This window comes from Myxococcus dinghuensis (genome assembly GCF_024198235.1).
In the GTDB taxonomy this organism is placed as follows: Bacteria; Myxococcota; Myxococcia; order Myxococcales; family Myxococcaceae; genus Myxococcus; species Myxococcus dinghuensis.
This window is the reverse complement of sequence record NZ_JAKCFB010000025.1, coordinates 21,167-46,476: the sequence shown is the minus strand read 5'-3', so window position 1 is coordinate 46,476 and position 25,310 is coordinate 21,167. Positions and strand designations below refer to the sequence as shown.

Here is a 25,310-nt window from a genome sequence, read left to right as displayed (position 1 = left end):
CGAGGATTCGCGCATCCGTCGCAGCGTCTCGAAGCCACCCGTCCTCGTCCGTGAGCCGAAGAGGCGCCGCCCTTTCGCAGGAGGCACCCTGATGAACCGTCTGCCGCTTTCGCGCATGTCACGCGCCATGCTCATCACCCTGGTGGGACTCTTGGCCCTCCCCGCGTGCTCGGACGACGACGAGGAGACGCCCAACATCCCGGACGCCGGTCCGCGCCCGGACGCGGGGACGGACGGTGGCTCCGACGCGGGACCGGACGGCGGTGAGCCGGAGCCGGACGGCGGCAGCGACGCAGGCACCTGGGTCACGGAGTTCTCCTGCGAGGGCAAGCCGCAGGCGACGCTGACCTTCAGCCCGGGCCAGGAGCAGGACCTGCAGAACGCGGTCAACGACCTGGCCCCCTGCACGAGCATCAAGCTGGGCGCGGGGACGTTCCACTTCGACAACGCGGTGACCATCCGCCAGGACGGCATCACCATCTCCGGCGCGGGCCGCGGCGCGCAGGGCGAGGCCACGGGTGGCAGCGCCAGCACGGTGCTCGACTTCTCCAACGCCACGGCCAACACCAACGGCCTGGACGTGGTGGGCAAGCTGTTCACGGTGCGCGACGTGGCGCTGTGGAACGCGCAGAAGGACGCGCTGCGCGTGGAGAACTCCGCCAACGTCTACATCCAGCGCATCCGCACGGAGTGGGCGCTGGAGAACACCGAGAGCAACGGCAAGTACGGCATCTACCCGGTGAAGTCGCGCTACGTCGTCATCGAGGACTCGGAGGCGTACAACGCCGCGGACGCCGGCATCTACGTGGGCCAGACGCGCTACGCCATCGTGCGGCGCAACATCGCCAAGAAGAACGTGGCGGGCATCGAAATCGAGAACACGAAGTACGCCTACGTGGAGGGCAACACGGCGACGGACAACACCACGGGCCTGGTGGTGTTCGACCTGCCGGGCAATCCCATCAAGGGCACGGACATCCTCATCGTCGACAACATCATCACCGGCAACAACCGGCCGAACTTCGCGTCGGTGACGGCGAGCAGCAGCACCGTGTCGCAGGTGCCGGCGGGCACGGGCACGTTCATCCTGGCGTCGCGCCGCGTGGAGTTCACGGGCAACACGTGGGGCAAGAACAACACGGTGGACATCGCGGTGCTCAGCGGCCTGGCCATCGAGGACGACGTGGCGCTGTGGTCCGCGGGCTTCTTCAACTTCGCCTCGGCGGACGTGTACATCCACGGCAACACCTTCCAGGGTGAGAGCGGCATCGCGGTGGACAACGGCAACACGGACCCGCAGCGCCGCCCGCTGGGCGCGCTGGTGGGCGGCGTCTACCAGTACGCCCGCGTGGCCGCCGAAATCGAGCACGTGGAGCACGTGCTGTGGGACGGCATGGACCCGCTGCCGCCCGCCGCCGCGGAGACCACGTCGCACAACAAGCTGAACCTGTGCTTCACCGGCAACACGCTCCCGGAGCCGAACGTGGCGGCGGTGGTGGACTTCGACCTGGCCAACGTGGCCACCCACCTCCAGGCGGGGCCGCAGAACGTGGCGGCGGCCTTCGGGGAGACGCGCCGCTTCAAGCAGGGCGAGGCGCCGTTCAACTGCGCGGGCTTCACCCCGGCGCTGTCGCTGCCGCAGCCCTGAGGCGACGTGTCGATGAAGCGCACGCCGTACATGAAACACCTGGGCCTCGCCGCGGTGGTGCTCGCCGCGGTGATGGCCGCCTGTTCCGGTGACGACGAGGACCCGCCCGGGGCCAACGTGCCGGACGCGGGTGACGCCGCGACGGACGCGGGTCCGGACGCGGGGCGCCCGGACGGAGGCGATGCCGGCGACGCGGGTGACGCCGGCGACGCGGGAGATGCCGGTGACGCAGGTGACGGTGGCCCGCAGGTTCCGGACGGCGGGGAGAGCACGGGGCCTGACTCCGGCACGCCGGATGCTTCCACCGCCCTGCCCAACAAGCTGTCGGACCTGAAGCTGTTCACGGGCAGCCCCGCCGAGGGCAACTTCCAGCCGGTGGAGGGCAACCTCCCCTACGAGCTGACCACGCCGTTGTTCTCCGACTACGCGCTCAAGTCGCGCACGCTGGCGATTCCGGCGGGCAAGACGGCGGCGTACGCGGAGACCGACGTGCTGGACCTGCCCGTGGGCACGTACATCACCAAGACGTTCTCCTTCCCCCCGGACCTGCGGGAGCCGGACAAGGACGTGCGCCCCATCGAGACGCGCGTGCTGCTGCGGCGGGAGGAGGGCTGGGAGGCCGTCTCCTACCTGTGGAACGAGTCGCTGACGGACGCGGACAAGGTGGCCGGTGGCAAGGTCTTCAAGAACTACCAGGTCATCAACGCGCAGGGTGAGACGGAGACGTTCGACTACCTGGTGCCCAGCCGGAACCAGTGCCAGAAGTGCCACCACGTGGTGGACGCGAACGAGAACCAGCACCTGCTGCCCATCGGCGTGAAGGCCCGGTACCTCAACCGGGAGCACGCCTACGGCGGGCAGGCGAAGAACCAGCTCCAGCACCTGGCGGACCTGGGGAAGCTGACGGGCCTGCCCGCGGCGGACCTGATTCCCCACGCGCCGAACGCCTTCGATTCGAGCGCGGCGAGCCTGGACCAGCGGGCGCGCACGTACCTGGACATCAACTGCGCGCATTGCCACAACCCGAAGGCGCAGCCGGGCATCACCAGCCGGTTGTTCCTGGACATCAAGACGACGGACGAGTTCTCCAACGGCGTGTGCAAGCGCCCGGGCTCGGCCGGCAGCGGCGTGGGAGGCGAGTTCGACATCGTCCCCGGCGACCACGCCACGTCCATCCTCTGGTACCGGCTGAACACCGAGGAGTCGGGGAAGATGATGCCGGAGATTGGCCGCGCCCTGCGCCATGACGAGGGCTCGCAGCTCATCTCCGATTGGATCGACGCCATGCCGCCGCGCGCCTGCAAGTAGGGCGGCCCGGCGAGAGGTCTTCCAGATGCCCCCGTGTGCCAGCGACCGGCACACGGGGGCGTCGTCTTTTCCGGGGTGGACCTCAGCGGGGCGCGCGCACGCGCCGGCGCGTCACCGCCTCCGCCCCGCCGAGCGACGTCAGCACCCGCGCCAGCAGCCGCCGGGTGGACTCCACCGCCTGGGCCCCGTGCTGGCGCTCGAAGCGCTTGTGGAGCGCGGTCCGCAGCGCGCGGGACTTCTCCACGCACGCGCGGCCCCGCGGGGACAGCGCCACGTGCCGCACGCGCGCGTCCCCGGACTCCGTCTTCTCCACGTAGCCCAGCGCCTCCAGCTCCGCGACGCTCTTCGACGCCGCCTGCTGCGTCACCTCCAGGAGCCCCGCCAGCTCGCTGATGGAGCGCGGGCCCTCCAGGAGGTGCTGGAACACGTACCCGTGGGACTGCCGCAGCCCCGCGAAGCCCGCGGCGTGCAGCGCCTCCAGGACCTGCTCGTTCAGCCGCTGTCCGACGAACAGGGCCAGGTGCCCCAGGTCCAGGGACTCCAGCCGCACCGCCCCGTCTTCCACCCGACGCGCCATTCCCCCTGTCTTGCATCCACAACCCTGGTTGTGCAACATGGGTTGTGGATTCGACCGGGAGACACCGCATGTCCACGATGAACCTCGAGACGGCGCTGCGCTACCTCCAGGCCCTGGAGGCGGGGAGGACGGGCGCGGAGCTGGCGCCCTTCTTCCATCCGGACGTGGTGCAGCGCGAGCACCCCAACGCGCTGTACCGGGAGGGACAGACGCGGGGGCTGGCGCAGATGCTGGTGGACTCGGAGCGGGGCAAGGCGCTGCTCGCCGCCCAGCGCTACGAGGTCCGCGGCAGCCTCGCCCAGGGGGACGACGTGGCGCTGGAGGTGGAGTGGACGGGCACGCTGGCCCTCCCGGTCCGGACGCTGCCGGCCGGGGCGACGATGCGCGCGGCCATCGGGATGTTCCTCACGTTCCGGGACGGGCGCATCGTGTCGCAGCGCAACCACGACTGCTACGCGCCGTTCTGAGCCGCCGCCCGCGTGCGTGGACGGAGACTTTCCCCGCGCATGCCGCATAATCCGGGGCGCATGCCCTTCCCTGCCCTGGTCCGGGGTGCCGGCCTCGCCCTCGCGCTCGTCGTGCTCGCCTCGTGCCGCATCGAGTCCGCGGCGCCGTCCTCGGACGTGGTCGCCACGCACGAGGGCACGCCATCCGGCGAGGTCTGGGTCTACACGTCCATGTACCAGCACGTGCTGGACGCGCTGGAGCCGTTGCTGAAGCAGCGGCTGCCGGGCGTGACGGTGCGCTGGTATCAGGCGGGGAGCGAGAAGGTGGCCAGCCGCCTGGACGCGGAGCGCGCCGCGGGCGCCGTGCGCGCGGACCTCCTCGCCGCGTCCGACCCGTTCTTCATCGAGCGGCTCGCCCGCGCGGGGGACTTCCTGCCCTACGCGTCACCACACGTGCTGCGCGTGCCACGCTCGCTGCTGGACCTGGACGCGCGCTACGCGGCCATCCGCGTGTCGACCATGGTGCTCGTGCACCGCGAGGACTCGCCGCCGCCGCCCACGTCCTTCGCGGCGCTGGTGGATGGGAGCTGGAAGGGGCGGGTGGCCATCGGGGACCCGCTCACCTCGGGCACGGCCTTCACCTGGGCGGTGTTCTGCCAGGCGCGCTACGGCGACGCCTACTTCACCGGCCTGCGCGAGCGGGGCGCCATCGTGGCGGGGGGCAACGCGGCGGTGCTCCAGAAGGTGGAGAGCGGCGAGGCGGACGCGGGGGTGCTGCTCCTGGAGAACGCGCTCACCGCGCGCGCGAAGGGCAGCCATCTCCAGGTCGTCTGGCCCACGGACGGCGCCGTCACCATCCCCGGACCGGTGGCCCTCTTCAAGTCGACCCCCAACCCCGTCGCGGCGAAGGCGGTGGTGGACGTGCTGCTGTCCCCCGAGGGCCAGCGCCTCATCGTCGAGAAGGGCGACATGCACGCGGTGGACCCCCGGCTCGCGGGGCCCCGCGACGAGCCCGGCGTGGAGACGCTGCTCCAGCGCGCGCAGCCGTGGACCCCCGCGCTGGTGGAGCAGGGCCTGGCGCGAGGCGGCGCGCTCAAGGAAGCCTTCAGCCGGGCGTTCTCGAGATGAGCGCCCCCGCGACACCGCTGCGCTGGGTGGGGCTGGCCGCGTGGCTCGCGCCGCTCGTCGTCTTCGCGGTGGGCCCCGTCGTCTTCCTGCTGGCCCGGGGCCTGGGCGCGGCCGGGGCGCTGGAGGGGCTCGCGGCGGAGACGGGCGCGCTCGTCAACACGCTCGCCATCTCCACCGGCGCGGCGGCGCTGGCGCTCGTGTTGGGCGCGCCCCTGGCGCTGCTGCTGTTCCGCACGGACCTGCCGCTGCGCGGCGCGTACGCGGTGCTCTTCACCCTGCCGTCGGCCATCCCCGCCTTCATCTGGGGGATGGGCTGGCTGTCGTTGGCGAGCCCCCGCGCGGGCTACCTCAACCGGCTGCTGGGCGAGGGGACGCTCGACATCCACGGCCCGGTGGGCATCGCCTTCGTGGAGGGCGTGTCCGGACTGCCGCTGGTGCTGCTGGCGGGAGGCGCGGCGATGCGGCGCGTGGACCCGGCGTTGGAGGAGGCCGCGCGCGTGTGTGGCGCCTCGCCGGCGCGGGCGCTGCTGACGACGACGCTGCCGCTGGCGCTGCCCTCCCTGTCGTCCGGCGCGGTGATGGTGTTCCTGATGGCGGCGTCCTCGTTCGGCGTGCCCTACCTGCTGGGCGTGTCCGCGTCGCCGCCCACGCGGGTGCTGACCACGCGCATCTACGAGCTGGTGCTGCGCGCCGACGAGGGGCTGGGGCGCGCGTCCGCGTTGGCGCTCGGGCTCCTCCTGCTCACGCCGGTGGCGCTGCTGGCGACATGGGCCCTGGGGCGCTCCGGGCGGGTGCGGTTGAGCGCGGGCAAGGGCCTGGCCTCGCGCCCGTTCGCGCTGGGTCGAGGGCGCGCGGTCGCGGGCGCGGCCGTGGCCCTGGGCTGCGCGGTGTTGGTGCTGCTGCCCCTGGGGGCGCTGGTGCTCACGTCGCTCCAGCGCGGCTTCGGCGCGCGGCTGGCGTGGGGGGAACTGACGCTGGCGCACTGGTCCGGGGTGCTGTGGGCGCCGCGCACGCTGCGGGCCACGGGCCTGAGCCTGCTCCTGGCGACGGGGGCCGGGGCGCTGGTGTGCGCGCTGGGGCTCGGGGCGGCGCTGCTCCAGCGGGCCTTCCGCCGCCTGGGCGCGGGCGTGGAGGCGCTGGCGGTGTGGCCCTACGCGGTGCCGGGCACGGTGCTGGCCCTGGCGCTGCTCGTGGCCTTCTCCCGCGACTGGCGCTTCATCCTCCTGGAGCGGGTGGCGTTCGTGCTCGCGCTGGCGCATACGCCGTGGCTGCTGCTCGTGGCGTACGCGGGGAAGTACCTGGCGCTGGGCACGCGCAACGGCGCGGAGGCGCTGGCGCAGCTCGACCCGTCGTTGGCGGAGGCGGCGCGGGTGAGCGGCGCGGGGCCCACGCGGGCCTTCCGGGACGCGACGCTGCCCCTCTTGCGGCCCGCGCTGCTGGCGGCCTTCGTGCTGACCTTCCTGGCGTGCGCGACGGAGATCACCATGTCCGTCCTGCTGGTCCCGGCGGGCTCGGAGGTGCTGGGCAAGCTGCTCTTCGACCTCCAGAGCTACGCGGACCCGGCGGCGGCGGCGGTGCTGGCGTGCGCGTTCGTCGCGCTCGTGGCGGTGGGACAGGGGGTGCTCGCGCTGCTGGGGCGGCGCGCGGCGGAGGCGCGGTGATGGCGGCAATCTCCCTGGAGGGGCTGTTCAAGTCCTACGGCGCCACGCAGGTGGTGCGCGGGCTGAGCCTGGACGTGCGCGAGGGCGAGCTCGTCTCGCTGCTGGGCCCCTCCGGCTGCGGCAAGACGACGACGCTGCGCATGCTCGCGGGCCTGGAGCACCCGGACGCGGGCGTCATCCGCATCGGCGGGGAGACGGTGGCCGGGCCGGGCGTGCGCGTGCCGCCCGAGAAGCGCGGCCTGGGCATGGTGTTCCAGAGCTACGCCGTGTGGCCGCACCGCACGGTGGAGCAGAACGTCGCGTACCCGCTGACGCTGCGCCGCCTGCCGAAGGCGGAGGTGGCCACGCGCGTGCGCGAGGCGCTGCGGTGGGTGCGGCTGGAGGGGCTGGCGAGTCGCAGGCCCCACGAGCTGTCCGGAGGCCAGCTCCAGCGCGTGGCGCTGGCGCGCGCGCTGGTGGCCGGGCCGCGCGTGCTGCTGCTCGACGAGCCCCTGTCCAACCTGGACGCGGCGCTGCGCGAGGAGCTGCGCGCCGAAATCGCGGCGCTGCGCGCCCGGCTGGGCACCACCATGGTCTTCGTCACCCACGACCAGGGCGAGGCGCTCGCGCTGTCGGACCGCATCGCCGTGCTCAACCGGGGCGTCATCGAGCAGGTGGACACGCCCGAGGTGCTGTACCACGAGCCCGCCACGCCCTTCGTCGCGGGCTTCGTCGGCGGAGCGAACGTGTTGGAGGGCGAGGTGCGCGACGGCGCCTTCCTGACGCCCGGGGGCACCCGCTTCCCCCTGCCCCCGGAGTGCCGCGCCAGCGACGGGCCCTCCACCCTGGTGGTGCGCCCCGAGGACCTCGACCTGGGCGAGCACGGCACCCCGCTGCCCCTCTCCGCGCGCCTGTTCCTCGGCCACGCCGCCGAGTACCGCTTCCCCGTCGACGGCACCCTGCTGCGCGTGGTGGGCCCACCGCGCGAGGCCCGCGCCAGCCAGATACTCCACGTCCAGCTCAGGAAGGCACGCCTGTTTCACCGGGGTTGATTGTCTTTCTCGCTATCAGAGCATCCGCGGCCCTGGATTGCTTTCGACTCATTGCGGGGGGAGCCTGACTCGGGAAACGATTCCGGTCCCCCCGACTCCGGAGTCCCCGTGGCCCGCTTCGCCTCATTGCTCGTGTTGCTCGTGTTGCCATGGGCTCTGTCGGCCTGCAGCGAGGACGATGTCTGCGCCCAGGCGTCCACCTGCTCGGCGTGCGCGAGCGAGTACGTCGCCAACGCCTGCAAGTGGTGCCCGACGGACAGCTCGTGCTCCGCCTACGGAGAGCAGAGCACGTGCTCGTATTCGGAGCTGGCGGACAGCGTGAAGCAATGCGGCGGGAGCTCGGGCGCGTGCAACACGCCCTACTCCGGGCCGACGGCGGACCCGCAGTCCTCCAGCTTCTGCCAGGCGGCCTACACCTATGGCTGCCAGGGCCAGCCGGCGAAGCGCGACGACAACTGCCGCGTCTACGCCCAGTTCGAGTCGGACAACCCGGGCATGCCTTCCTGCCCCTATTGCCCCTGAGCCCTCTCGCGAGGCCCTACCGCTCGCGACAGAGGAGCGGGAGGTTGAGACAGCCGTTGGTCCAGGCCGTCGTCACCGTGTTGTTCTGGTCCAGCCGCCAATACTTGTGGCGCCACGTGCCCACGCCGCAGGTGTCGTCATCCGAGGCCGTGGTCGCCGTGTAGAAGATGGCGCCGCCCCACCGCATCACCCCCTGCGGATTGTCCGACTCCACCACGATGGGCAGCTTGTTGTAGATGCGGAACCCGTAGTTCCACGTCGTGCACACCACCGGGAGCGGCTCCGCGCTGTTGTACTGGATGGCGTACTCGAAATGCGTGACGGGGTACCGGTCGAGCTGGCAGTTCTTCGTGAGGTTCAGGTCGGAGAAGCTACCGCAGGGGAACCACGGTCCTGCGGCGGCGGGGGTGGCCAACAGCAGGCCGGGAGCCCACAACATGAGTCGGATGGGGGTGAGGTCCACGTGCGTCCCTCTCGTGCAATGCCCTGATGAGCGGCGCGACATGCGCGTGCTCCCCATAGCGCCACGCCCTCCGGCGGAACCGGCGCGGCACCTGGCGTCGTCCGCTACGTGAAGGTCACACGCCCGCACGCGGTGGGCACCCGACACCGCGCCACCCTCCAGGCAGGGGCGAGGCCCCGGCGCGCCTCACCCCTCCGCGCCAACCATCCAACCGGCGCGACGGGCCTTCCAGCCGCGCTGGACAGGACCTGTCAGACCACGACGTTACCGTTGCGTCCATGGGCCGCTCCCCACTGGGAGGCCCTGGGAGTACGGAAATGCGTGCGGTCCTCTGGATGCCATGTCTGCTGCTCATCGCCACGGGTTGCGCGACGACCTCGTCCGCGACCCCGTCCGCGGAGCGTTCGTTCGACGAGTCCTCGTCCGACTCGGCATCCCTGCCCACCCCCGTCGCGGGTCCTGAAGAGGCCGAGCAGCGCTACCGCCGCCGCGACGTCCGCTCCGGCGCGCCCAAGACGGATGGCACGGCCGTGCGCCGCACCACGCACAGCGGTGGCCACGCGGGCACGGCGCCCGCGCGGCGGATGTCGCTCGACGCCCTCGAGTAGTCCGCGAGGTCCTCAGCGCGCCACGGTGGGCGTGGCGCCCGCGTCGTGGCGGTGGATGACGCCCTCCTTCATCACGAAGAAGACGGCCTCCGTCTTGCGGATGTCCTGGAGCGGGTCCCCCGGCACGGCCACCACGTCCGCCACCTTCCCGGGCTCCAGCGTGCCCAGGGTGGCGGACACACCGAGCAGCTCCGCCGTGTTCACCGTCGCCGCCCGCAGGGCCTCCACCGGCGACAGGCCCGCCTCCACCAGGAGCGCGAACTCCCCCGCGTTGCGACCATGCGCGAAGACCCCCGCGTCCGTGCCGAAGGCGATGCGCACGCCGCGCGCCAGGGCCTTGCGCAGGGCCTGACGGCGCGCCTCCTCCACCGCGCGCACCTTGCGGATGTTGTCCTCGGGCAACTGGCCCTTGTCCGCGCGCTCCTTCACGCCCTGGAACGCCATGCACGTGGGCACGAACCAGGTGCCCTTGCGCTTCATCAGGTCGAGCGCCTCGTCGTCCAGGAACGAGCCGTGCTCGATGGAGTCCACCCCCGCGCGGATGGCCCGCTTCGCCCCCTCCGCGCCGTGCGCGTGGGCGGCCACCTTGCGCTTGCGCGCGTGCGCCTCGTCGACGATGGCGTCCAGCTCCGCCTGGGTCAGTTGGGGTGAGTCCACGTCCGCGTTCATGCTGAGCACGCCGCCGGTGGCGCAGACCTTGATGAGGTCCGCGCCGTACTTCACGCTCTCACGCACCTTGGCCCGCAGCGCCTCCGGGCCATCCGCCACGCCCGCGCCCGTCTCGTCCGCCAGGAGCCCCTTGCGCCAGGAGTTGCCCGCGTCGCAGTGCCCACCCGTGCTCCCCAGCCCCGCGGTGGCGGTGATGATGCGCGGCCCCACCGCCAGCCCGCGACGGATGGCGTTGCGCAGCCCCACGTCGATGAAGTCCTCCGCCCCCAGGTTGCGCACCGTGGTGAAGCCCGCCATCAGCGTCACCCGCGCGCGCGGCAGCGCCTCCAACGTCTGCTCCGGGATGGTGTGCTGGAACGAATCGATGAGGTCCTGGCGCCAGTCGTCCCCCGCCTCGCCCGTCAGGTGCGTGTGCGCGTCCATGAAGCCAGGCAGGAGCGTGGCGTCCCCCAGCTCCACCACGCGCGCGCCCTCCGGCGCCTTCGCCCCCGCGCCCACCGCCGCCACCTTGCCGCCCGTCACCACCACCACGCCCGGGCTGACGAGCCGCCCCGCCTTCGCGTCGAACAGGCGCGCGGCCTTGAGGACATAGGACTCCGCTGGCGCCGCCGCCGATGCGGACAGGCCCACGAGGAGGGAGCAGCCGAGGACGAGGTTTCGCATGACGCGCATTGCCGCGCGCCCGCCGAGCGCGAGTCAAGCCACCCACCCCGGCAGAGGGACTCCCCGCGCACGCGCGGAGCGACCCGGACCGGGCCTCACGGCCGGGCGGACGTGTCCGGCCCCAGGTCTCGCAGCGTGAAGCGATACGTCCCCACGGCCCCCGCGCCGGTGACCTCGATGAACCAGACGCCCGGACGGTCCGGCCTGAAGAGCCACATGCCCTCCCGGCCGTACTGCATCAGGTCCGTCACCGGGCGCCCCGTCGAGGCGAGCAGCCGCACGTCGCAGAAGGGCAGCGTCAGGCCCTCGCAGTGGAAGGAATAGGCGTGTCCCGGCCGGGCGTCGTCGAAGCGGAACAGGTCGAAGTCCTCGGTGCCCTGCGGCTCGGAGTTGATGCGCGCGTCCTGGAAGGGCGCGTCGAGCGCCAGCGGCGTGGCCAGCGCCGGCGAGCCGCCGTGGTCGTCCGCCACCGTGTAGCGCGCCACCTTGCAGGACACGCCCGCCGCGGCCTCCCACGGTCCGCAGCGGCACATGGGCTGCCCCGCGTTGGAGAAGCAGGTGCCGGCGCTGCACGAGAAGCCCTCGCAGACGGCCGCCTCGTCCGGCATCCCCAGCGAGGAGCCGCAGCCGACGAGGAGCAAGCACGCGGGCAGCCACCTGGCGCCCGACGCGGATGACGTGCGGAGCATGCGAACCCTCCCGATGCCAGGGAGGAGTAGGAACGCCCCGCGGCCCCGCCAACCCGGGGCCCGCGCACGCCACGTGCCATGTCGCCTGGCGCACAGGGGCGCCAGGGCGACCGGGCGCGCTACACCTGCCGCAGCTTCCAGGCCCCGCGGCGGAAGAGGACCATCGAGATGAGGGTCAGCACGGAGAACGACACCGTCAGGGAGAGGAACACGCCCGAGGGGCCCAGGCCCAGCGGCCCCGACAGCGCCCACGCCAGCGGCATCTCCAGCACCCAGGCGCAGAAGACGTTGATGAGCGTGGGCGTGGTGGTGTCCCCCGCGCCGTTGAAGGACTGCGTCAGCACCATGCCGTAGGCGTAGAAGAGGAAGCTGACGCTGATGATGCGCAGGGCGTGCGCCGCGTGGTCCACCACCACCGCGTCGTCGGAGAACGCGCCCACCAGCGGCGAGGGGAAGAGGAAGAACAACACCCCCACGGTCCCCAGGAAGACGGCGTTGATGTGCCCCGCGGTCCACACCGCGCGCTCGCCCCGCTCCGGCTGCTTCGCCCCCAGGCTCTGCCCCACCATGGTGGCCGCCGCGCTCGCCAGCCCCCAGGACGGCAGGAGCGCGAAGAGCACGATGCGCATGGCGATGGTGTAGCCCGCCACCGCCGTGCTGCCGAAGGTGGCGACGATGCGCGACAGCACCACCCAGCTCGTCGTGCTCACCAGCGACTGGAGGGTGCCCGCGCCGGACAGGCGGAGCATCGCCAGCATCGTCCCGGGCTCCAGGCGCAGGTGCTCGCGCCGCACGCGCAGCCGGCCCTTGCCCCGCGACAGCAGGTAGAGCTGGTACAGCACCCCCAAGCCCCGGCAGGTGGTCGTGGCCACCGCGGCGCCCATGACGCCCAGCTCCGGGAACGGCCCCACGCCGAAGATGAGCAGCGGGGCCAGGATGATGTTCAGGGCGTTGGCCAGCCACAACACCCGCATGGCGATGGCCGCGTCGCCCGCGCCCCGGAAGATGGCGTTGATGAGGAACAGCAGCACCACGCTGCCCACGCCCCCGAGCATCACCTGCGTGTAGCCGATGCCGTGCTCCAGCACCCACGGCGAGGCGCCCATCATCGACATCAGCGGCCGGGCGAGGAACACGCCGCCCAACCCCAGGGGCACCGCGACCAACATGCCCAGGCCGATGGCCTGGACCGCCGTGCGCGCCGCGCGCTCCGGGTCCTTCTCCCCGACGCGACGCGCCACCAGCGCGGTGGCGCCGATGCTCAGCCCCGCCGCGCCCGCGTAGATGATGGTGAGCAGCGATTCGGTGAGGCCCACCGTCGCCACCGCGTCCGCGCCGAGCCGGCCGACGAAGAAGACGTCCACCACGGCGAAGATGGACTCCATCACCATCTCCAGCACCATGGGGACGGCGAGCAGGAAGATGGCCCGCCGCACCGGCAGTCCCGTCAGGTCCCGCTCCGTGCCGTGGAGCGCCTCCTTCAGCGACGCCCAGAACCCCTCCGACGACACGCCCTCTCCACTCGACGGGGGCTGCGTCCCCGCCATGGATGAGTCCGACATTGCGAGCCTCCCAGCCGCCCTACACCCGGGCCCTTCTGGCAGGAAGGCGCGGCGGCGTCCAGGGACGCTCCGCCTCCGGACCTCCTGACCTCGCGGGTGGCGCCGCCCGCTCGGCGGCAAGGCGGGCGGGCCCTGCGGACGGCGCTCGCCCCGCGTGGCAGTCCAGTCACGACTTACGGACGTCCCGCCGCACCGCGGACGCAGCCCCCGGGGGTGGCCCGTCCTGACGAGAACAGCGGGCGGCGCCGCCGGGCCGTCCTGACGCCGGAGCATCCGGTATAGGTTGCGCGTCCGCATGGTGATGAGTCCTTCCCGTGCGGTGAGCCGGCTGACCCCGAACCCGGACACCGCGCATTTCCGTCTGGCCAGCAGCGCGCGTGTGCTGGGCCAGTTGTTCCTGGGTCCCGGCGTCTCCATCAGTCAGGGGGCCGTCGTCTGCGGCCTCCAGGGCGCCGTCCGCCTGGGTGCGGGCTCGGCCGTCCGCGAGAACGCCACCCTCATGGGCTCTCCACACCAGCCCGTCATGGTGGGTGAGAAGGCCGCGTTCGGCGCACGGAGCCTGGTGCTCGGCGCGGAGGTGGGCAACCTGTGCGAGGTGGGCTCGGGCGCCATCCTCATGCCGGGCGTGCGCCTGGGCGAGCGCTGCCTCGTCGCGGAGGGCACGCTCGTGCCCGCCGGCATGGTGGTGCTCGCCGACTCCATCCTCGCGGGCCGGCCCGCTCGCGTCATCCGTCGCGTGGACACCGGGGACCTGGAGCGGCTGCGCTCCTCGCGCTCCGGCACCCTCTCGCTGCCGGAGCAACCCCTCACCTCCTTCTCCGCCAGAGACCGCGCCGAGGATGCCCCCATGGGACAGCTCTACTCCTTCCGAGACCGCCACCCGCTCGTCCACCCGTCCGCGACGCTGTTCTCGTCGTGCGAGGTGACGGGTGACGTGGTCATCGGCCCCCAGTGCATCATCGGCCCGGGGGTGAAGATCGTCGGCGAGTCGCACCTGCCGCTGCGCATCGGCACGGGGGTGCGCATCCACGCCAACACGGTGCTGCACCTGTCGCCCGGCGGCACGCTGACGCTGGAGGACGGCGTCATCATCGGGCCGGGGTGCATGGTGGGCGGCTGCGTCATCGGCGCGGGCACGGTGGTGGAGCCGGGCGCCACGCTCTGCGACGGCAGCCGCGTGGGCCGGGGCTGCGTCATCGGCGCCGGCAGCCTGGTGAAGCAGGGCGCCAGCTTCCCGGACGGCGCGCAGATCGACGGCTTCCCGGCGGTGCAGACCGGCTCGCTCGCCCAGCTTCCCGCGGCGCCCCGCTGGGCGCTGCGCGCCGAGGACCTGCTCGAGCTGCGGCGCGTGAGCTGACCCGCGCCTGGACGCAGGGCCGCTCCCGCCCTGGTCCCTGCCCCGGAAAAGACAGCACCCGGGCGGCCACGAAGGCCCCCGGGTGCTGGTTCAACCCTTCGGTGTGACGGACGGGGCTAGTACGTACCCGTCAGCGACACGCCGGAGAAGGTCGAGTAGGCGCGCACCATGACGTAGTACTTGCCGGCCGTGGTCTTGGCCGCGATGGTGCACGACTCCGCGTTGCCGGACAGGTACGGGCGGCAGTCGTACGTGGTGGTCGTGGGGGCGGCGTTGTAGCGGACGTACAGGTCCGCGTCGCCCGTGCCACCGGCGATCTTGAACGTCACCGCCTTGCTGGCCGGAACGTCCATCGTGTAGTTCACCGCCGCGCCCGTGGCCGCGCCCAGGCCCGTCACCGGGACACCGTTCTGCAGCACGGTCGAGGTGGTGGTGCCGTACACGCCGAGCAGCGTCACGCCGGAGTAGGTGGCGTAGGCGCTGAGCAGCACGTGGTACGTGCCCGCCTGGATGTTGGTGATGGTGCAGGTCTCCGCCGTGGAGCTGCCCTCGGACTTGCAGTCGTAGGTCGAGCTGCTGGGCTGCGTGCCGAAGGAGACGTACATGTCCACGTCACCGGAGCCGCCGGTGGTGGTGAACTTCAGGCTGGTGGCGCCGGCCGGGACGACCAGGCTGTAGAACTTCTGGTTGCCCGTGCTGCCGCCGATGCCCGTCACCGCGACGTTGTTGGTCAGCGGGGTGGACGGCTGCGGCGGCGTGGTGACGCCCACGCCCACGGCCTCCCACGCGGCCTTCACGGCGTCCTGCGTGGCCTGGTCGTAGCCCAGCTGCTGCGCGGCCTGGATGGTCCACGTCTTCGCCTGGGCGAAGGTGGTGCCGGCCGTGTAGAGGTCCGTGTTGGCGAGGTACCAGATCTGCGCGGCCTTCTCGACGCCGATGGCCGGCACCGTGATGGTGGAGCGGGCGCGCGGGTGCGTGCCACCCTTGGAGAGCAGCGCGAAGGCCAGGTTGGGGATGCCGGAGCTGTAGTGCACGTCCGTGCTCGACGTGTAGTCGGAGGCGTAGTCCAGCGAGGCGCCGTCCTTCTTCGGGTCATCCATGTAGCGCAGGGCGTCGCCCGCGGTGCCCGGGGTCCAGATGTCCTCGCCGATCTTCCAGACGTCCGCGGCGGTGCTCCAGGTGCCGGAGGCCCAGCTCTCGCAGATGGCGGAGAAGGTGTCCGACATGGCCTCGTTCAGGCCGCCGGACTGGCCGGAGTAGGTGAGGTTGGACTCGTTCTCCGTCACTGCGTGGGTCAGCTCGTGGACGGTGACGTCCGCGTCCTTGCCCAGCTCGATGGAGTTCACGCCGTCGCCGTCGCCGTACACCATCTGGGTGCCGTCCCAGTAGGCGTTCACGTACTTGGTGCTGTAGTGAACCGTGCTGATGAGCGTGGCGCCCGCGTTGTTGATGGAGTCGCGGTTGAACAGCGTCTTGTAGCAGTTGTACGTGAACCCGAGCTGGTCGTAGTTCATGTCCACGTGGGCGTCGCCGATGGCGGCCTGGCCCTCGGAGCGCTTGAGCGTGCCCGGGGTGGTGGTGCCGTTGTTGGCGGAGTACACCTTGCGGTTGAGGGCGCTGTGGATGAGCGGGTGGCGGGCCACGACGGCGGACTTGCCGCGCGCGTCCACGTACACCTTGTCGAGCAGCGGCATGGTGTCGAGGTTCTCGCCCTTCACGCGCACTTCCCAGGCGAGGAACAGCGTGCCCGCGTCGTCGCGGACGTAGACCAGGCGGGGCTCGCCGTCGGCGACGACGCCCGTGCCCTGGGTGCCACGCACCGCCAGGGCGGAGGCGGCGGCCGCGCCGAGCAGCGGCGTGGCGGGCAGGTTCACGCCGTCACGCGCGGAGCCGTTGACGGCGAACACGTTGCCGTCCTTGCCCACGTGCACGACCAGCTGCTGGCCCACGACCTCCAGGCCGTTCTTGGTCTGGTTGTAGCGCAGGTGCTGGATGCCACGGACATCCGTGCGCGCGCTGTCGAGGAACATGTCGTCCGCGCTCAGGCGGAAGATGGGCGCGATGTTCTGCAGGGCCGGCGCCGCCGCGAAGGCCGCGTGGGCCACCGACTGCGCGGAGAGCATGCGCTCCACCTTGCCCAGCTCACCCACGACGGTGTCGGGGATGCCGTCGGCGTGGACGCTCGCGACGCCCGCGGCCGGCAGCTTGCCGAGGGAGGTCTGGATGTCTCCACCCGACTTCGCATCAGGAGCCTTCGTCTCCTCGCCAGCGGACTCCACGGTGCCACACGCAGTGAGCGCAACACCCAACCAAGCCGCGCCAATCGACTTCAGGACTCGATGAGCCAAACGCAGTACCTCCGGTAAAAGGCCAGGTATTCGTGACACACTAGGAATTACGATTTCAATTTTTAATTCGTTTATTCATGTTTCGATATATTTCGAGGGAAAACACGTAAACATCCTTTACGTGCTGCTCCCTCGTGGAGCGAGAATGGTCCAGGTTCGCGCCTGGGCAGTCGCGCCGGACCGCACCCTCGCGGGCAATCTCGCGTCACACTGAAACAATTCGCGAGACTGTGTTGAATTCAAACGTGTTTGAAAGTGATTGCGAGATGCCGCACCCGGCCATGAAACACGGGGTGTCCGGTGGGCGGGAGGTCAGCGCGACACGGCCGGGTCGTCGCCGTCCTCCGGTTCGCCGGTGAGGAGCCACTGACGCGCGGAGGGCTCCTCCCAGAAGCGGCGGAGGATGCGGTTGGTGCGGCTGCCCGCGGCGACGCGGTTGAGCTGGTGCGCGACGATTTGGCTCTCCACCAGCTCCGCCACGCGCACCACGCCCGAGCGCAGGCCGTACTCCTGCACGCGGCGAATCATGTCCGCGGCCTCCGGCGAGGCCGGGCGGAAGGTGCGCAGGTCCGCGAGAATCTTGATGTCGCGCCCCGTCAGCGAGTCCGTGGCGCGCTCCAGCTCCGCCACGAACGACTCCATCTCCTGTACCCGGATGTAGCCGTCCAGCACGAACCCGAGGACGGACTGCTCGCGGTCGACTTCGATTCGGAACACCAGGCACTCCTTCGCCGCCCGAAAGGTAGGTGCCGGGACGCGTGCTTCCCAGACACCCGGCGGGGAGGGCGCGGAGTCCAGTTCAGGATTCGACGTTCAACCGCTCGAGCAAGAGCCCGAGTGCCCGCTCCGCCACGGCCCGGCGCACCTGGCTCCGGTCTCCCGTGAACAGGTGCCGCTCCACGGTGGCGCGTGCGCCCCGCCGCGCCACGGCGATGAAGGCCAGTCCCACCGGCTTCTGGGGCGTACCGCCTCCCGGCCCGGCGATGCCCGTCTCCGCCACGCTCCAGTCCGCGCGGGAGCGCTCCAGCGCCGCGAGCGCCAGGGCCTCCGCGGCCTCCGCGCTCACCGAGCCATGCGCCTGGAGCAGCTCGAGCGGGACGCCCAACTGCTCGACCTTGGACTCGTGCGAGTACGGCACGAAGCCGCGCTCCACCACCGCGGACGCGCCGGGCACGTCCGTCAGCCGCGCGCACAGCCCGCCGCCCGTGCACGCCTCCACCAGCACCAGCCGCACCCCCAGCCGCCCGCAGCGCTCCAGCACCCGCGCCGCCAACACGTCGTCCGTCACGGGCGCGCCTCCACCGCCGGGCGCGCGCCCAGCACCGCCACGAGCAGCTCGTCCCGCCAGCACAGGCCCACCATCCCCGGCTCCCGCCGCGTGGTGAGCGCCGGGTGCACCGGGACGGACACCCGCGCCAGCGCCTCCAGCGGCGCGAAGCCCGCGCGGCGCAGCCGGTCTCCCCAGGTCCGCGCCAGCTCGTGGCGCTCGCAGCGCGCCGACTCGTCCACCGTGCCCACCACGTCATCCACCTCCCGGCCGTAGAACCGCTTGATGGCCACGCGGGCCTCGCGCGGCACCGGCAGCGTATCCAGCAACTGGAAGACGTGCGTGAAATGGTTCCAGGCGTGGGCGAAGCGCTCCAGCGGCGGCGCGAGGAAGTGGTCCACGTTGGGCTCGCACAGCACCAGCCCGGAGGGCTCGAGCGCGCGCAGGTGGCGCAGGACGGCGTCGCGCGCCGCGCCCTCGCTCCCGGGCGCCTCCGCCACGTGGTGCAGCGAGAAGGCCGCGTTGACCACCAGCGGGCGGGGCAGCCCGCCCAGCCGCGCCCACCGCGCCCCGGACACCCGCTCCACGGGCGCGACCCAGGCCTCGAACACCACCTCCGCGCCCACCTCGCGCGCCACGTCGGCCACGGTCACCTCCGCCTGCGCGAGGCTGTCGCCGCTGGGGTCCACGCCCACCAGGGTGAGCCGCCGGGGCAGCGCGCCCCGCTCCGCCAGGCGCCGCAGCAGCCGCGCCTCCTGGCGGCCCTGCCCCATGCCCACGTCCACCAGCGTCGCCTCGTCGTGTCCCCCGAGCAGCTCCACCAGCGTCGCGTTCGCGAGCGCGTCCGCCGTGGCCGCCAGCGGCATGTGCGCCATCAACAGCCGGAACAGGTCGATCTGCCGTCCGCCCGCGTCGGGGGGCGGGTGCAGGTAGGGGTTGCGCGGTCCCGGGCGCGTGTCGTCCAGCCGCCTGGCGATGGCCGAGGCGAAGAGCTGGTAGTCCAGGTCCTGGGGTTCGGCCTCCACGTCCAGCAGGCCCGTCAGGGAGGCCAGGGCCGCCCGGGCCTCGTCGGGCCGCCCCGCCAGTGCCCGCTCCATCCCCCGGAAGAGCAGCTCATCCTTCGCCGTGTGCATGGGTCCTCCCGCTCCATCCCCACCCGAGACGTCACGCCGCGCGCGCGCCCGCGCCAGCCACGCTCGGGGCCCGGGCCCCTCCTCCGTGAGGTGCCACACACGAGGGCGTCTGGAGGTCCAACCGAAGGGTCCACGGCCCCACGCTGGCGCCCCACCTCGACGCCATGCGTCGCCGCGACGCGGCGCTCCATCCACCGTTCCTCCAGCGAGAACGATTGTTGGACTCGGATGGGCATCCGAGGAGAGGCTGCGCTCCCGCGCGCACGGGGTCGCTGGCCGGAAGTGACAGTTCCACGCGTCCGGGGTGTTCGTGGGGGTCCATGCTGCCGCGCCGTTGTCTCGTCGTGTCCCTGCTCCTGTGGGCCGTCGCCGCCCCCCGTGTCGTCGCGGCCCAGGGGCTGCCCTCCCCCGCCAGCGAGCCTCGCCCGGTCGAAGTCGAGCTGAAGACGGGTGACGGCGGCGCGAGCGTGTCCGCCGAGGACGCCGCGCGCCTGGGGCTCTCGCCGGACGGACGCGAGGTGAAGCTCGTGCCGCCCGCCCTGGCGCAGGACGCCCCCGCCCCGTGGCCGGAGGGCCTGGAGGGGACGGCGGGCGAGGTGACGCTGGAGCTGCTCGTGGACGCCCTGGGCGCGGTCACGGAGGTGAAGCTGGTGACCCCCGCGGGCGAACCCCGGCTCACCGAGGCCGCGCTGAAGGCCGCGCCGGGCCTGCGCTTCACCCCCGCAACGCTGGCGGGCACCGCCGTCGCCGTGCGGCTGCCCTTCGTGTACCGGTTCGAGCCCCCCGCGGCGCCCATGCCCCGGGCCACCGCGCGCCTGACCGGCGAGGTCCGCGCGCGGGGCACGCGCCGCCCGCTCGCGGACGCCACCCTCTTCCTCGACGGGAGCGCGGAGCCCGCGGGCGGCGTGGACGCCCAGGGGCGCTTCCAAGTGGAGGTCGCGCCCGGCAAGCACCGCGTGGAGGTGCGCGCCCCCGGTCACCCGCCCGGCGTGTTCGAGGAGACGCTGTCCCCGGGCCAGTCGCTCCAGGTGGTCTACCGGCTCCAGCCGGGGCGCGTGAACCCCTACGAGACGGTGGTGCGCGACGAGCGCCCCCGCACGGAGGTGACGCGCATCACCTTGCACGAGCAGGAGCTGCGGGAGGTGCCCGGCACGCAGGGCGACCCGTTCCGCGTGGTGATGTTGATGCCGGGCGTGGGCAGCCTCGCGTCGGGCATCAGCTATCCCGTCGTGCGGGGCAGTCAGCCGGCGGCCACGGGCTTCTACCTCGACGGCGTGCGCATCCCCATGCTGTACCACCTGCTGCTCGGCCCCGCCGTCATCCACCCGGACTTCATCGACACCATCGACTTCTACCCGGGCACGCCGCCGGTGCAGTACGGCCGCAACCTGGGGGGCGCGGTGGAGGGCCGGCTGAGCCGTCCGCGCGAGGACCGGCTGCACTTCACCGCCTACGCGGACCTCCTCAACAGCGGAGGCTTCGTCGAGTACCCGTTCGAGAGCACCGGCACCTCCGTCAGCGTCGCGGGGCGCGTCAGCTACTCCGCGCTGCTGGTGACGCTGGGCGCGGCGCTGTTGAGCAACAAGGAGGCGGAGCGCGTCCACGCCAACTTCTGGGACTACCAGGCGCGCGTCGAGCAGAAGGTGGGCCAGGGCCGGGTGCGGTTGTTCGCGCTGGGCAGCTCCGACGACGTGGGCGCGGCGCCGGCGACGGAGTTCGTGGGGAACACGGGGGCGCGCGTCGTCTCGCGCTTCCACCGCGTGGACCTGCGGGGCACACACCCGGTGGCGGGCGGCGAGCTGGAGGTCGGTCTCACCGCGGGAGCCGACAGCGTGGGCCTCACCGGGGAGGAGTCCGTCCTCCGCTCGAGCGGCGCCATCGAGGTGGACGCCGTCGGCGAGTACGGGCTGGAGCAGACGACGTACGCGGCGCGCGCGGGCTGGAAGCGGCGCGTGGGCGACACGGTGGAGGTCGCGGTGGGCGGCGACGTGGAGCACCGGCGGGCGGCCACGCGCATCACCGGCACGGCCATCCCTCCGGGGTACGACCCGACGGAGGGACCGGACCCGGTGAAGAGCCCGTCCTCGCTGGCGACGTTCGCGGGCGCGTACGCCCAGGTGACGTGGGTGCCCGTGGAGCGCTGGCTGTTCCAGCCCGGCGTGCGCGTGGACAACTACCACCTGTCTCCCGGCATCGACCACACGGTGGCGGAGCCGCGCCTCACCGTGCGCCACCAGCTCACGGACACGCTCGCGCTCAAGGGAGGCGCGGGGCTGTTCCACCAGTCGCCCACGGTGCTCATCCACCTGCCCGCGGTGGACACCTCGAGCCTGCGCTACGGGCTCCAGGAGGGCCTGCAGTTCACCGTGGGCGCGGAGTGGAAGGCCCTCGAGGGCCTGGAGGTGAGCGCGGACGCCTTCTACAACCCGCTGTCACGCACGGTGGAGCTGAACCTCCAGGACGTGGTGGAGAACCGGCGACGCCGCGGGCTGGACGTCCCCGACCCGTCCGCGAGCGGCTACGCCTACGGCCTCGAGCTGATGGCGCGTCACCCGCTGGGGCGGGACTGGTTCGGCTGGGTCTCCTACAGCTTCCTCCAGAGCAAGCGCCGCGTGTGGTTCGACCGCTACAGCGACACCGACCACGTGGTGGAGACGGTGGAGGGCACCCTGCCGTTCGCCTTCGAGCAGGCGCACGTCGTCAACGCGGCGCTCAGCTACAAGCTCGGCAACAACTGGACGGTGGGGACGGTGGTCCACTTCAACACCGGCCGCCCGGAGTCGGGGGAAATCACCACGCTGACCCAGCGCCTCGTCGCCGACGAGCAGGGCCGACAGCACTGGGTGCGGCAGGGACGGGACCAGGCCGAGCGGCTCGACGCGTTCTTCCGCGTGGACCTGCGCGTGGCGAAGTCGTGGGCCATGGACGACTTCACGCTCGACGCGTCCCTGGACATCCTCAACGTCTCCGCCCAGCAGGAGGTGTTCGCGTATGACTATGGCTTCGACATGCAAGGCCAGCCCGAGCGCAAGCCCGCGAGCCTCCCCATCATCCTCCCCATGCTCGGCGTGAAGGGGACCTACTGACATGCGCCACCTGTTCCTCGCCCTGCCCTCCCTCGCGCTGCTCGTCTCGGGCTGCGACCGCAAGCCGGAGGACCCCGTCTTCGTCTACGGGAAGCTGATGCACGCGGACGGCTCGCCCCGCGCGGACACGCCGCTGCCGCTGGAGCGGAAGATCCACATCCGCAGTGGCCGCCCTCCCACGGAGGCGGAGAACCCCTTCGTGCTCTACGCGGAGCAGCGCAGCGAGCGCTCCGGGCACTTCACGATGGAGGTCCTCAAGGGGGATGCCCAGGACACGCAGTTCAACGAGTTCGTCGACTACCGCTTCCGGGTGAGCGCGCCGCTGGAGGAGGGGCACGGCGTCTACGCGAGCTTCACGTTCGACGACGACGTGGAGCTGCCGCCCATGCGGACCTGGGAGCCCCACCTCGTGGTGAGGCAGGAAGCGGAGGGGCCCGCGCTGTCCTTCGACGCCGCGCCACCGCCGCCGGAGCTGCCACCCTCGGGTCGGCTCATGGAGCTGTATCGCGAAGGGGCCGACCCGGTCCCCCTCGCGCCGACGACGCCCGTGCCGGTGCTCCAGTTGCGGGGTGAAGGGGGGCTCGTCTGGGAGGCCCACGACCCGGGCTCGCCGTGGCGGCCCTCGCCGTACGTGCTGGAGGACTTCGAGGGCGTCGAGGCGCAGGTGCGCGCGGTGACGCTGGGGACGTGGACCTTCGAGCCCCTGGGCGCTGGCAACAGCGGCGTGGCCTTCCGCGTGGAGTGGCGGGGGCCCCGGGTCCCCGTGGCGCCGGGGCAACTGCGGCCCGTCAGCCGGGGCGTCGCCTGCACGCCCTCGTGGGGGGAAGGGGCGTGCCCCTACACGGATGGCTCGCTCGCGCGGGTGAAGCTGAATCCAGCACCGGACGACGCCAATCCGGGGGCGCGGGAGCTGGTCCTGTACTGGGAAACCCCCGTGAAGCCCCGCCGCATCGTCCTGCGCGACCTGGAGGTCCTCACCCTCGGCGATGAGCCGAGGATGCTCGTGGTGCTGGAGGGCAGCCTGGATGGCTACAGCTGGACGCCGCTCGCGGACGTCCTCTACGAGAACCACGACGAGCGCGACCCGAGCTGGGACATCCTCCGGATGACGGTCGACCAGACGGAGAAGGACTCTCCTTATGGGGACGAGCGACTGGACCTGGTGAGGAAGGCGCGCTTCCTGGACGTTCCCCTGTCGGGGACGGTCAGCGTGCGCCACGTGCGGCTGACCCTCTTCGAGGAGGACCGGCGGTACTTCGGCCTCCTCTACTCACTGTCGGAATTCTCCGTCTTCGAATAGCCCTCCAGCGCAGGTTGCCTCGGACTGGGGACATGCGGACGTTGCGAGGAAGTCCACGGTCGTCGAAGGAGGACACCTTGCGCACGAGTCCACCGAAGAAGCTGTCCCTGATGTCCGAACGCGAGGCCCAGCTCGTGCTGTCCAGCGCACCGGGCCACCTGTCGAGCCTGACGCGGCGCGAGCTGCGGGGCCGCGTCCTCCGGGCGCGGAAGCTCGTGGACAAGTACGAGGACCTGGCCCTGCGCCAGCGCCGCGAGGCCCTGCGCAAGCAGGCGCCCCGTCGCACGCGCCCCGCCGAGGGCAACAAGAACACGTTGCGCAAGGCGGCCTACTTCCGGCAGGCGCTGGAGCGCTTCGAGAAGCGGCTGGAGGTGGTGGACCGCCAGGGCACGGCCCGCGCGGCGGTGGTGGCGAAGCGTCCGTCGAGGGCGCAGCGTCGCGCGGCGGGTTCGCGGCGGGGCCGCGCGGCGACCGCGCGACGGACGACGACGGCCCGAGGCGTCACGGGGAAGAAGCCCGTGCGCCGCACGCGCGCCGCGGGGCGCACCGCGACGGTCTCGGTGCGCGCGACCCGGGCACAGCGCAAGAAGGGCGGCGCGCGCAAGCAGCAGCGCTTCGGCTCGGTCCGGCGCACCTCGCACGGCGTCGCGCGCAACCGGCGCACGCAGGCACGGCGCGACAGCCGGCGCTGAGACACCGCGCGCGACTGGCCGGCGCGCATGCGCGCGTGGTCACCCGTCGCCTCGTGGGCGAGGCCCAGCACCTGGGCTTCGTCCCCGCGGGGGGCGAGTCAGGCCCCTCACCGCCCCGTCGGACGGCTCACACGCTTGCGCGTCGCCAGCCGTCGGTGGCGTGGCAGGGGCCCCGGCGCGCGTGTCCGAGCCTCCTCATCCAGCGCGCCTCGCAGCTGCTCTCGGAACCATCGCAGCGCCGGCTCCTGGTCCGTCCTCGCGTGCCAGACCATCGACACGGGGAGCACCGGCAGCGAGACCGGTGGAGGGGACGACATCAACCCGTGTGCCTTCGCCAGCGTGGCCGCCGCGAGGTCGGGCAAGGTCGCGATGAGCGGCCGTCCCTTCAGCAACGCGCCCATCGTCGCGAAGCCAGGCACGGCCGCCACCAGTCGTCGTGCCTTGCCTTGAGTCCGCAGCGCCTCGTCCACCATCCCCACCAGGTCACCGCTGGCGCTCACCATGACGTGCGCCGCCTCCAGGAAGCGCTTCATCGACAGGGGCGGCCGAATCCACCCCGCGTCGAAGAGTGAGACAAACCGCTGATGGAACAGCGGCTCCGCGCGCATCGTGGCCCCTGGCTCCGGCAACACGCCGAGCACGACCTCCACCTCGCCCCGCTCCACGAGGCCGAGCCCGGTGTACCAGTCACTGCGATGCACCACGAGGGAGAGGTCCGGCGCCTTCCGGCCCAGCAGGTCCAACAACCGGGGCAGGAGCCACAGCTCGAGGTCGTCGGGCAGCCCCAGGCGGACGATGCGCCGGGTCGTCGCCGGGTCGAACACCGGCGCGTCGAAGAGCGCGCCATGGACGTGCTCCAGCGCCTGCCGCACCTGGGGCTCGATGGCGATGGCCTTCGCCGTGGGCGCAACGCCCCCGGCCACCTTGATGAACAGCTCGTCCTGGAACAAGTCCCGCAAGCGCCCCAGCGCCATGCTGACCGCCGACTGTCCGACGAGCAGGTGGCGCGCCGCGCGCTTCACGCTCCGGTCCCGGAACACCGTGGCGAACACCACGAGCAGGTTGAGGTCCACTTGCCTGAGCTCAACGACATTGAACATGGTGTTCAGGGTTATCAACGGCGCACGCCACGGGCCATGCATTACGTCAGCG

At 72.2% G+C, this 25,310-nt stretch carries 22 protein-coding genes; 12 read left to right on the top strand and 10 right to left on the bottom strand.

Annotation, left to right across the window (positions count from 1 at the left end; genetic code table 11):
- Positions 1 to 91 precede the first annotated feature (91 nt).
- The gene (locus LZ198_RS27935; protein WP_253975130.1) at positions 92 to 1,648 is read left to right on the top strand and encodes a parallel beta-helix domain-containing protein; all 1,557 of its coding nucleotides are present in this window, start codon (positions 92 to 94) and stop codon (positions 1,646 to 1,648) included.
- Between the two features lie 12 nt (positions 1,649 to 1,660).
- A complete protein-coding gene (locus tag LZ198_RS27930) occupies positions 1,661 to 2,956 on the top strand; it encodes an SO2930 family diheme c-type cytochrome (protein WP_253975129.1) in 1,296 nt (431 codons plus the stop codon).
- Between the two features lie 82 nt (positions 2,957 to 3,038).
- On the opposite strand, the gene LZ198_RS27925 is transcribed toward LZ198_RS27930, so the two are convergent.
- Positions 3,039 to 3,533, bottom strand: coding sequence for a MarR family winged helix-turn-helix transcriptional regulator (locus tag LZ198_RS27925; RefSeq protein WP_253975128.1), 495 nt, complete (start codon positions 3,531 to 3,533; stop codon positions 3,039 to 3,041).
- Between the two features lie 68 nt (positions 3,534 to 3,601).
- On the opposite strand from LZ198_RS27925, the gene LZ198_RS27920 reads away from it, so the two are divergent.
- The 5 genes from LZ198_RS27920 (at position 3,602) to LZ198_RS27900 (ending at position 8,321) form a co-directional block, all read left to right on the top strand.
- Positions 3,602 to 4,000, top strand: coding sequence for a nuclear transport factor 2 family protein (locus LZ198_RS27920; protein ID WP_253975127.1), 399 nt, complete (start codon positions 3,602 to 3,604; stop codon positions 3,998 to 4,000).
- Positions 4,001 to 4,060: 60 nt separating this feature from the next.
- A complete protein-coding gene (locus tag LZ198_RS27915) occupies positions 4,061 to 5,107 on the top strand; it encodes an ABC transporter substrate-binding protein (RefSeq protein WP_253975126.1) in 1,047 nt (348 codons plus the stop codon).
- Positions 5,104 to 6,768 carry an ABC transporter permease gene (locus LZ198_RS27910; RefSeq protein WP_253975125.1) on the top strand — a complete coding sequence of 555 codons (1,665 nt, stop codon included), beginning with the start codon at positions 5,104 to 5,106 and terminating at the stop codon, positions 6,766 to 6,768. Before LZ198_RS27915 ends, LZ198_RS27910 begins: the two co-directional genes overlap by 4 nt.
- On the top strand, positions 6,768 to 7,799 hold the full coding sequence (locus LZ198_RS27905) for an ABC transporter ATP-binding protein (protein WP_253975124.1): 1,032 nt from the start codon (positions 6,768 to 6,770) through the stop codon (positions 7,797 to 7,799). The genes LZ198_RS27910 and LZ198_RS27905 overlap by 1 nt, the downstream gene beginning before the upstream one ends.
- Positions 7,800 to 7,907: 108 nt before the next feature.
- Positions 7,908 to 8,321: a hypothetical protein gene (locus LZ198_RS27900; RefSeq protein WP_253975123.1), complete on the top strand. Its 414-nt coding sequence runs from the start codon at positions 7,908 to 7,910 to the stop codon at positions 8,319 to 8,321.
- A gap of 16 nt (positions 8,322 to 8,337) precedes the next feature.
- On the opposite strand, the gene LZ198_RS27895 is transcribed toward LZ198_RS27900, so the two are convergent.
- Complete coding sequence (locus tag LZ198_RS27895) at positions 8,338 to 8,784, bottom strand: hypothetical protein (protein WP_253975122.1); 447 nt, start codon at positions 8,782 to 8,784, stop codon at positions 8,338 to 8,340.
- Positions 8,785 to 9,101: 317 nt separating this feature from the next.
- On the opposite strand from LZ198_RS27895, the gene LZ198_RS27890 reads away from it, so the two are divergent.
- A complete protein-coding gene (locus LZ198_RS27890) occupies positions 9,102 to 9,392 on the top strand; it encodes a hypothetical protein (protein ID WP_253975121.1) in 291 nt (96 codons plus the stop codon).
- A 12-nt stretch (positions 9,393 to 9,404) separates the two neighbouring features.
- Here LZ198_RS27890 and LZ198_RS27885 read toward each other — a convergent pair whose 3' ends face one another.
- From LZ198_RS27885 to LZ198_RS27875, 3 genes are all read right to left on the bottom strand, one after another.
- Positions 9,405 to 10,724, bottom strand: a complete 1,320-nt coding sequence (locus LZ198_RS27885) for a metal-dependent hydrolase family protein (protein ID WP_253975120.1) — start codon at positions 10,722 to 10,724, stop codon at positions 9,405 to 9,407.
- A 95-nt stretch (positions 10,725 to 10,819) separates the two neighbouring features.
- Positions 10,820 to 11,413 (bottom strand): hypothetical protein, encoded by a 594-nt coding sequence (locus tag LZ198_RS27880; protein WP_253975119.1) that lies wholly within the window; start codon positions 11,411 to 11,413, stop codon positions 10,820 to 10,822.
- Between the two features lie 119 nt (positions 11,414 to 11,532).
- Positions 11,533 to 12,975, bottom strand: coding sequence for an MATE family efflux transporter (locus LZ198_RS27875; RefSeq protein ID WP_253975118.1), 1,443 nt, complete (start codon positions 12,973 to 12,975; stop codon positions 11,533 to 11,535).
- 319 nt (positions 12,976 to 13,294) lie between these two features.
- On the opposite strand from LZ198_RS27875, the gene LZ198_RS27870 reads away from it, so the two are divergent.
- Complete coding sequence (locus tag LZ198_RS27870) at positions 13,295 to 14,332, top strand: UDP-3-O-(3-hydroxymyristoyl) glucosamine N-acyltransferase (protein ID WP_253975117.1); 1,038 nt, start codon at positions 13,295 to 13,297, stop codon at positions 14,330 to 14,332.
- A gap of 116 nt (positions 14,333 to 14,448) precedes the next feature.
- On the opposite strand, the gene LZ198_RS27865 is transcribed toward LZ198_RS27870, so the two are convergent.
- The 4 genes from LZ198_RS27865 to LZ198_RS27850 all read right to left on the bottom strand — a co-directional run bounded on the left by LZ198_RS27865 (position 14,449) and on the right by LZ198_RS27850 (position 19,080).
- Positions 14,449 to 16,680: a M4 family metallopeptidase gene (locus LZ198_RS27865; protein ID WP_253975116.1), complete on the bottom strand. Its 2,232-nt coding sequence runs from the start codon at positions 16,678 to 16,680 to the stop codon at positions 14,449 to 14,451.
- Between the two features lie 312 nt (positions 16,681 to 16,992).
- The gene (locus LZ198_RS27860; protein ID WP_253975115.1) at positions 16,993 to 17,397 is read right to left on the bottom strand and encodes an STAS/SEC14 domain-containing protein; all 405 of its coding nucleotides are present in this window, start codon (positions 17,395 to 17,397) and stop codon (positions 16,993 to 16,995) included.
- Between the two features lie 82 nt (positions 17,398 to 17,479).
- Positions 17,480 to 17,968: a CinA family protein gene (locus LZ198_RS27855; RefSeq protein ID WP_253975114.1), complete on the bottom strand. Its 489-nt coding sequence runs from the start codon at positions 17,966 to 17,968 to the stop codon at positions 17,480 to 17,482.
- The gene (locus tag LZ198_RS27850; RefSeq protein ID WP_253975113.1) at positions 17,965 to 19,080 is read right to left on the bottom strand and encodes a GRAS family protein; all 1,116 of its coding nucleotides are present in this window, start codon (positions 19,078 to 19,080) and stop codon (positions 17,965 to 17,967) included. The genes LZ198_RS27855 and LZ198_RS27850 overlap by 4 nt, the downstream gene beginning before the upstream one ends.
- Positions 19,081 to 19,400: 320 nt before the next feature.
- Between LZ198_RS27850 and LZ198_RS27845 the strand changes: the two genes are divergently transcribed.
- The 3 genes from LZ198_RS27845 (at position 19,401) to LZ198_RS27835 (ending at position 24,158) form a co-directional block, all read left to right on the top strand.
- A complete protein-coding gene (locus LZ198_RS27845; protein WP_253975112.1) occupies positions 19,401 to 22,166 on the top strand; it encodes a TonB-dependent receptor domain-containing protein in 2,766 nt (921 codons plus the stop codon).
- 1 nt (position 22,167) lies between these two features.
- Positions 22,168 to 23,466, top strand: a complete 1,299-nt coding sequence (locus tag LZ198_RS27840; protein ID WP_253975111.1) for a hypothetical protein — start codon at positions 22,168 to 22,170, stop codon at positions 23,464 to 23,466.
- 77 nt (positions 23,467 to 23,543) lie between these two features.
- Entirely contained in the window at positions 23,544 to 24,158 is a 615-nt protein-coding gene (locus tag LZ198_RS27835) for a hypothetical protein (protein ID WP_253975110.1), read from the top strand.
- A 107-nt stretch (positions 24,159 to 24,265) separates the two neighbouring features.
- On the opposite strand, the gene LZ198_RS27830 is transcribed toward LZ198_RS27835, so the two are convergent.
- A complete protein-coding gene (locus LZ198_RS27830) occupies positions 24,266 to 25,258 on the bottom strand; it encodes a LysR substrate-binding domain-containing protein (protein WP_253975109.1) in 993 nt (330 codons plus the stop codon).
- Between the last annotated feature and the right edge of the window lie 52 nt (positions 25,259 to 25,310).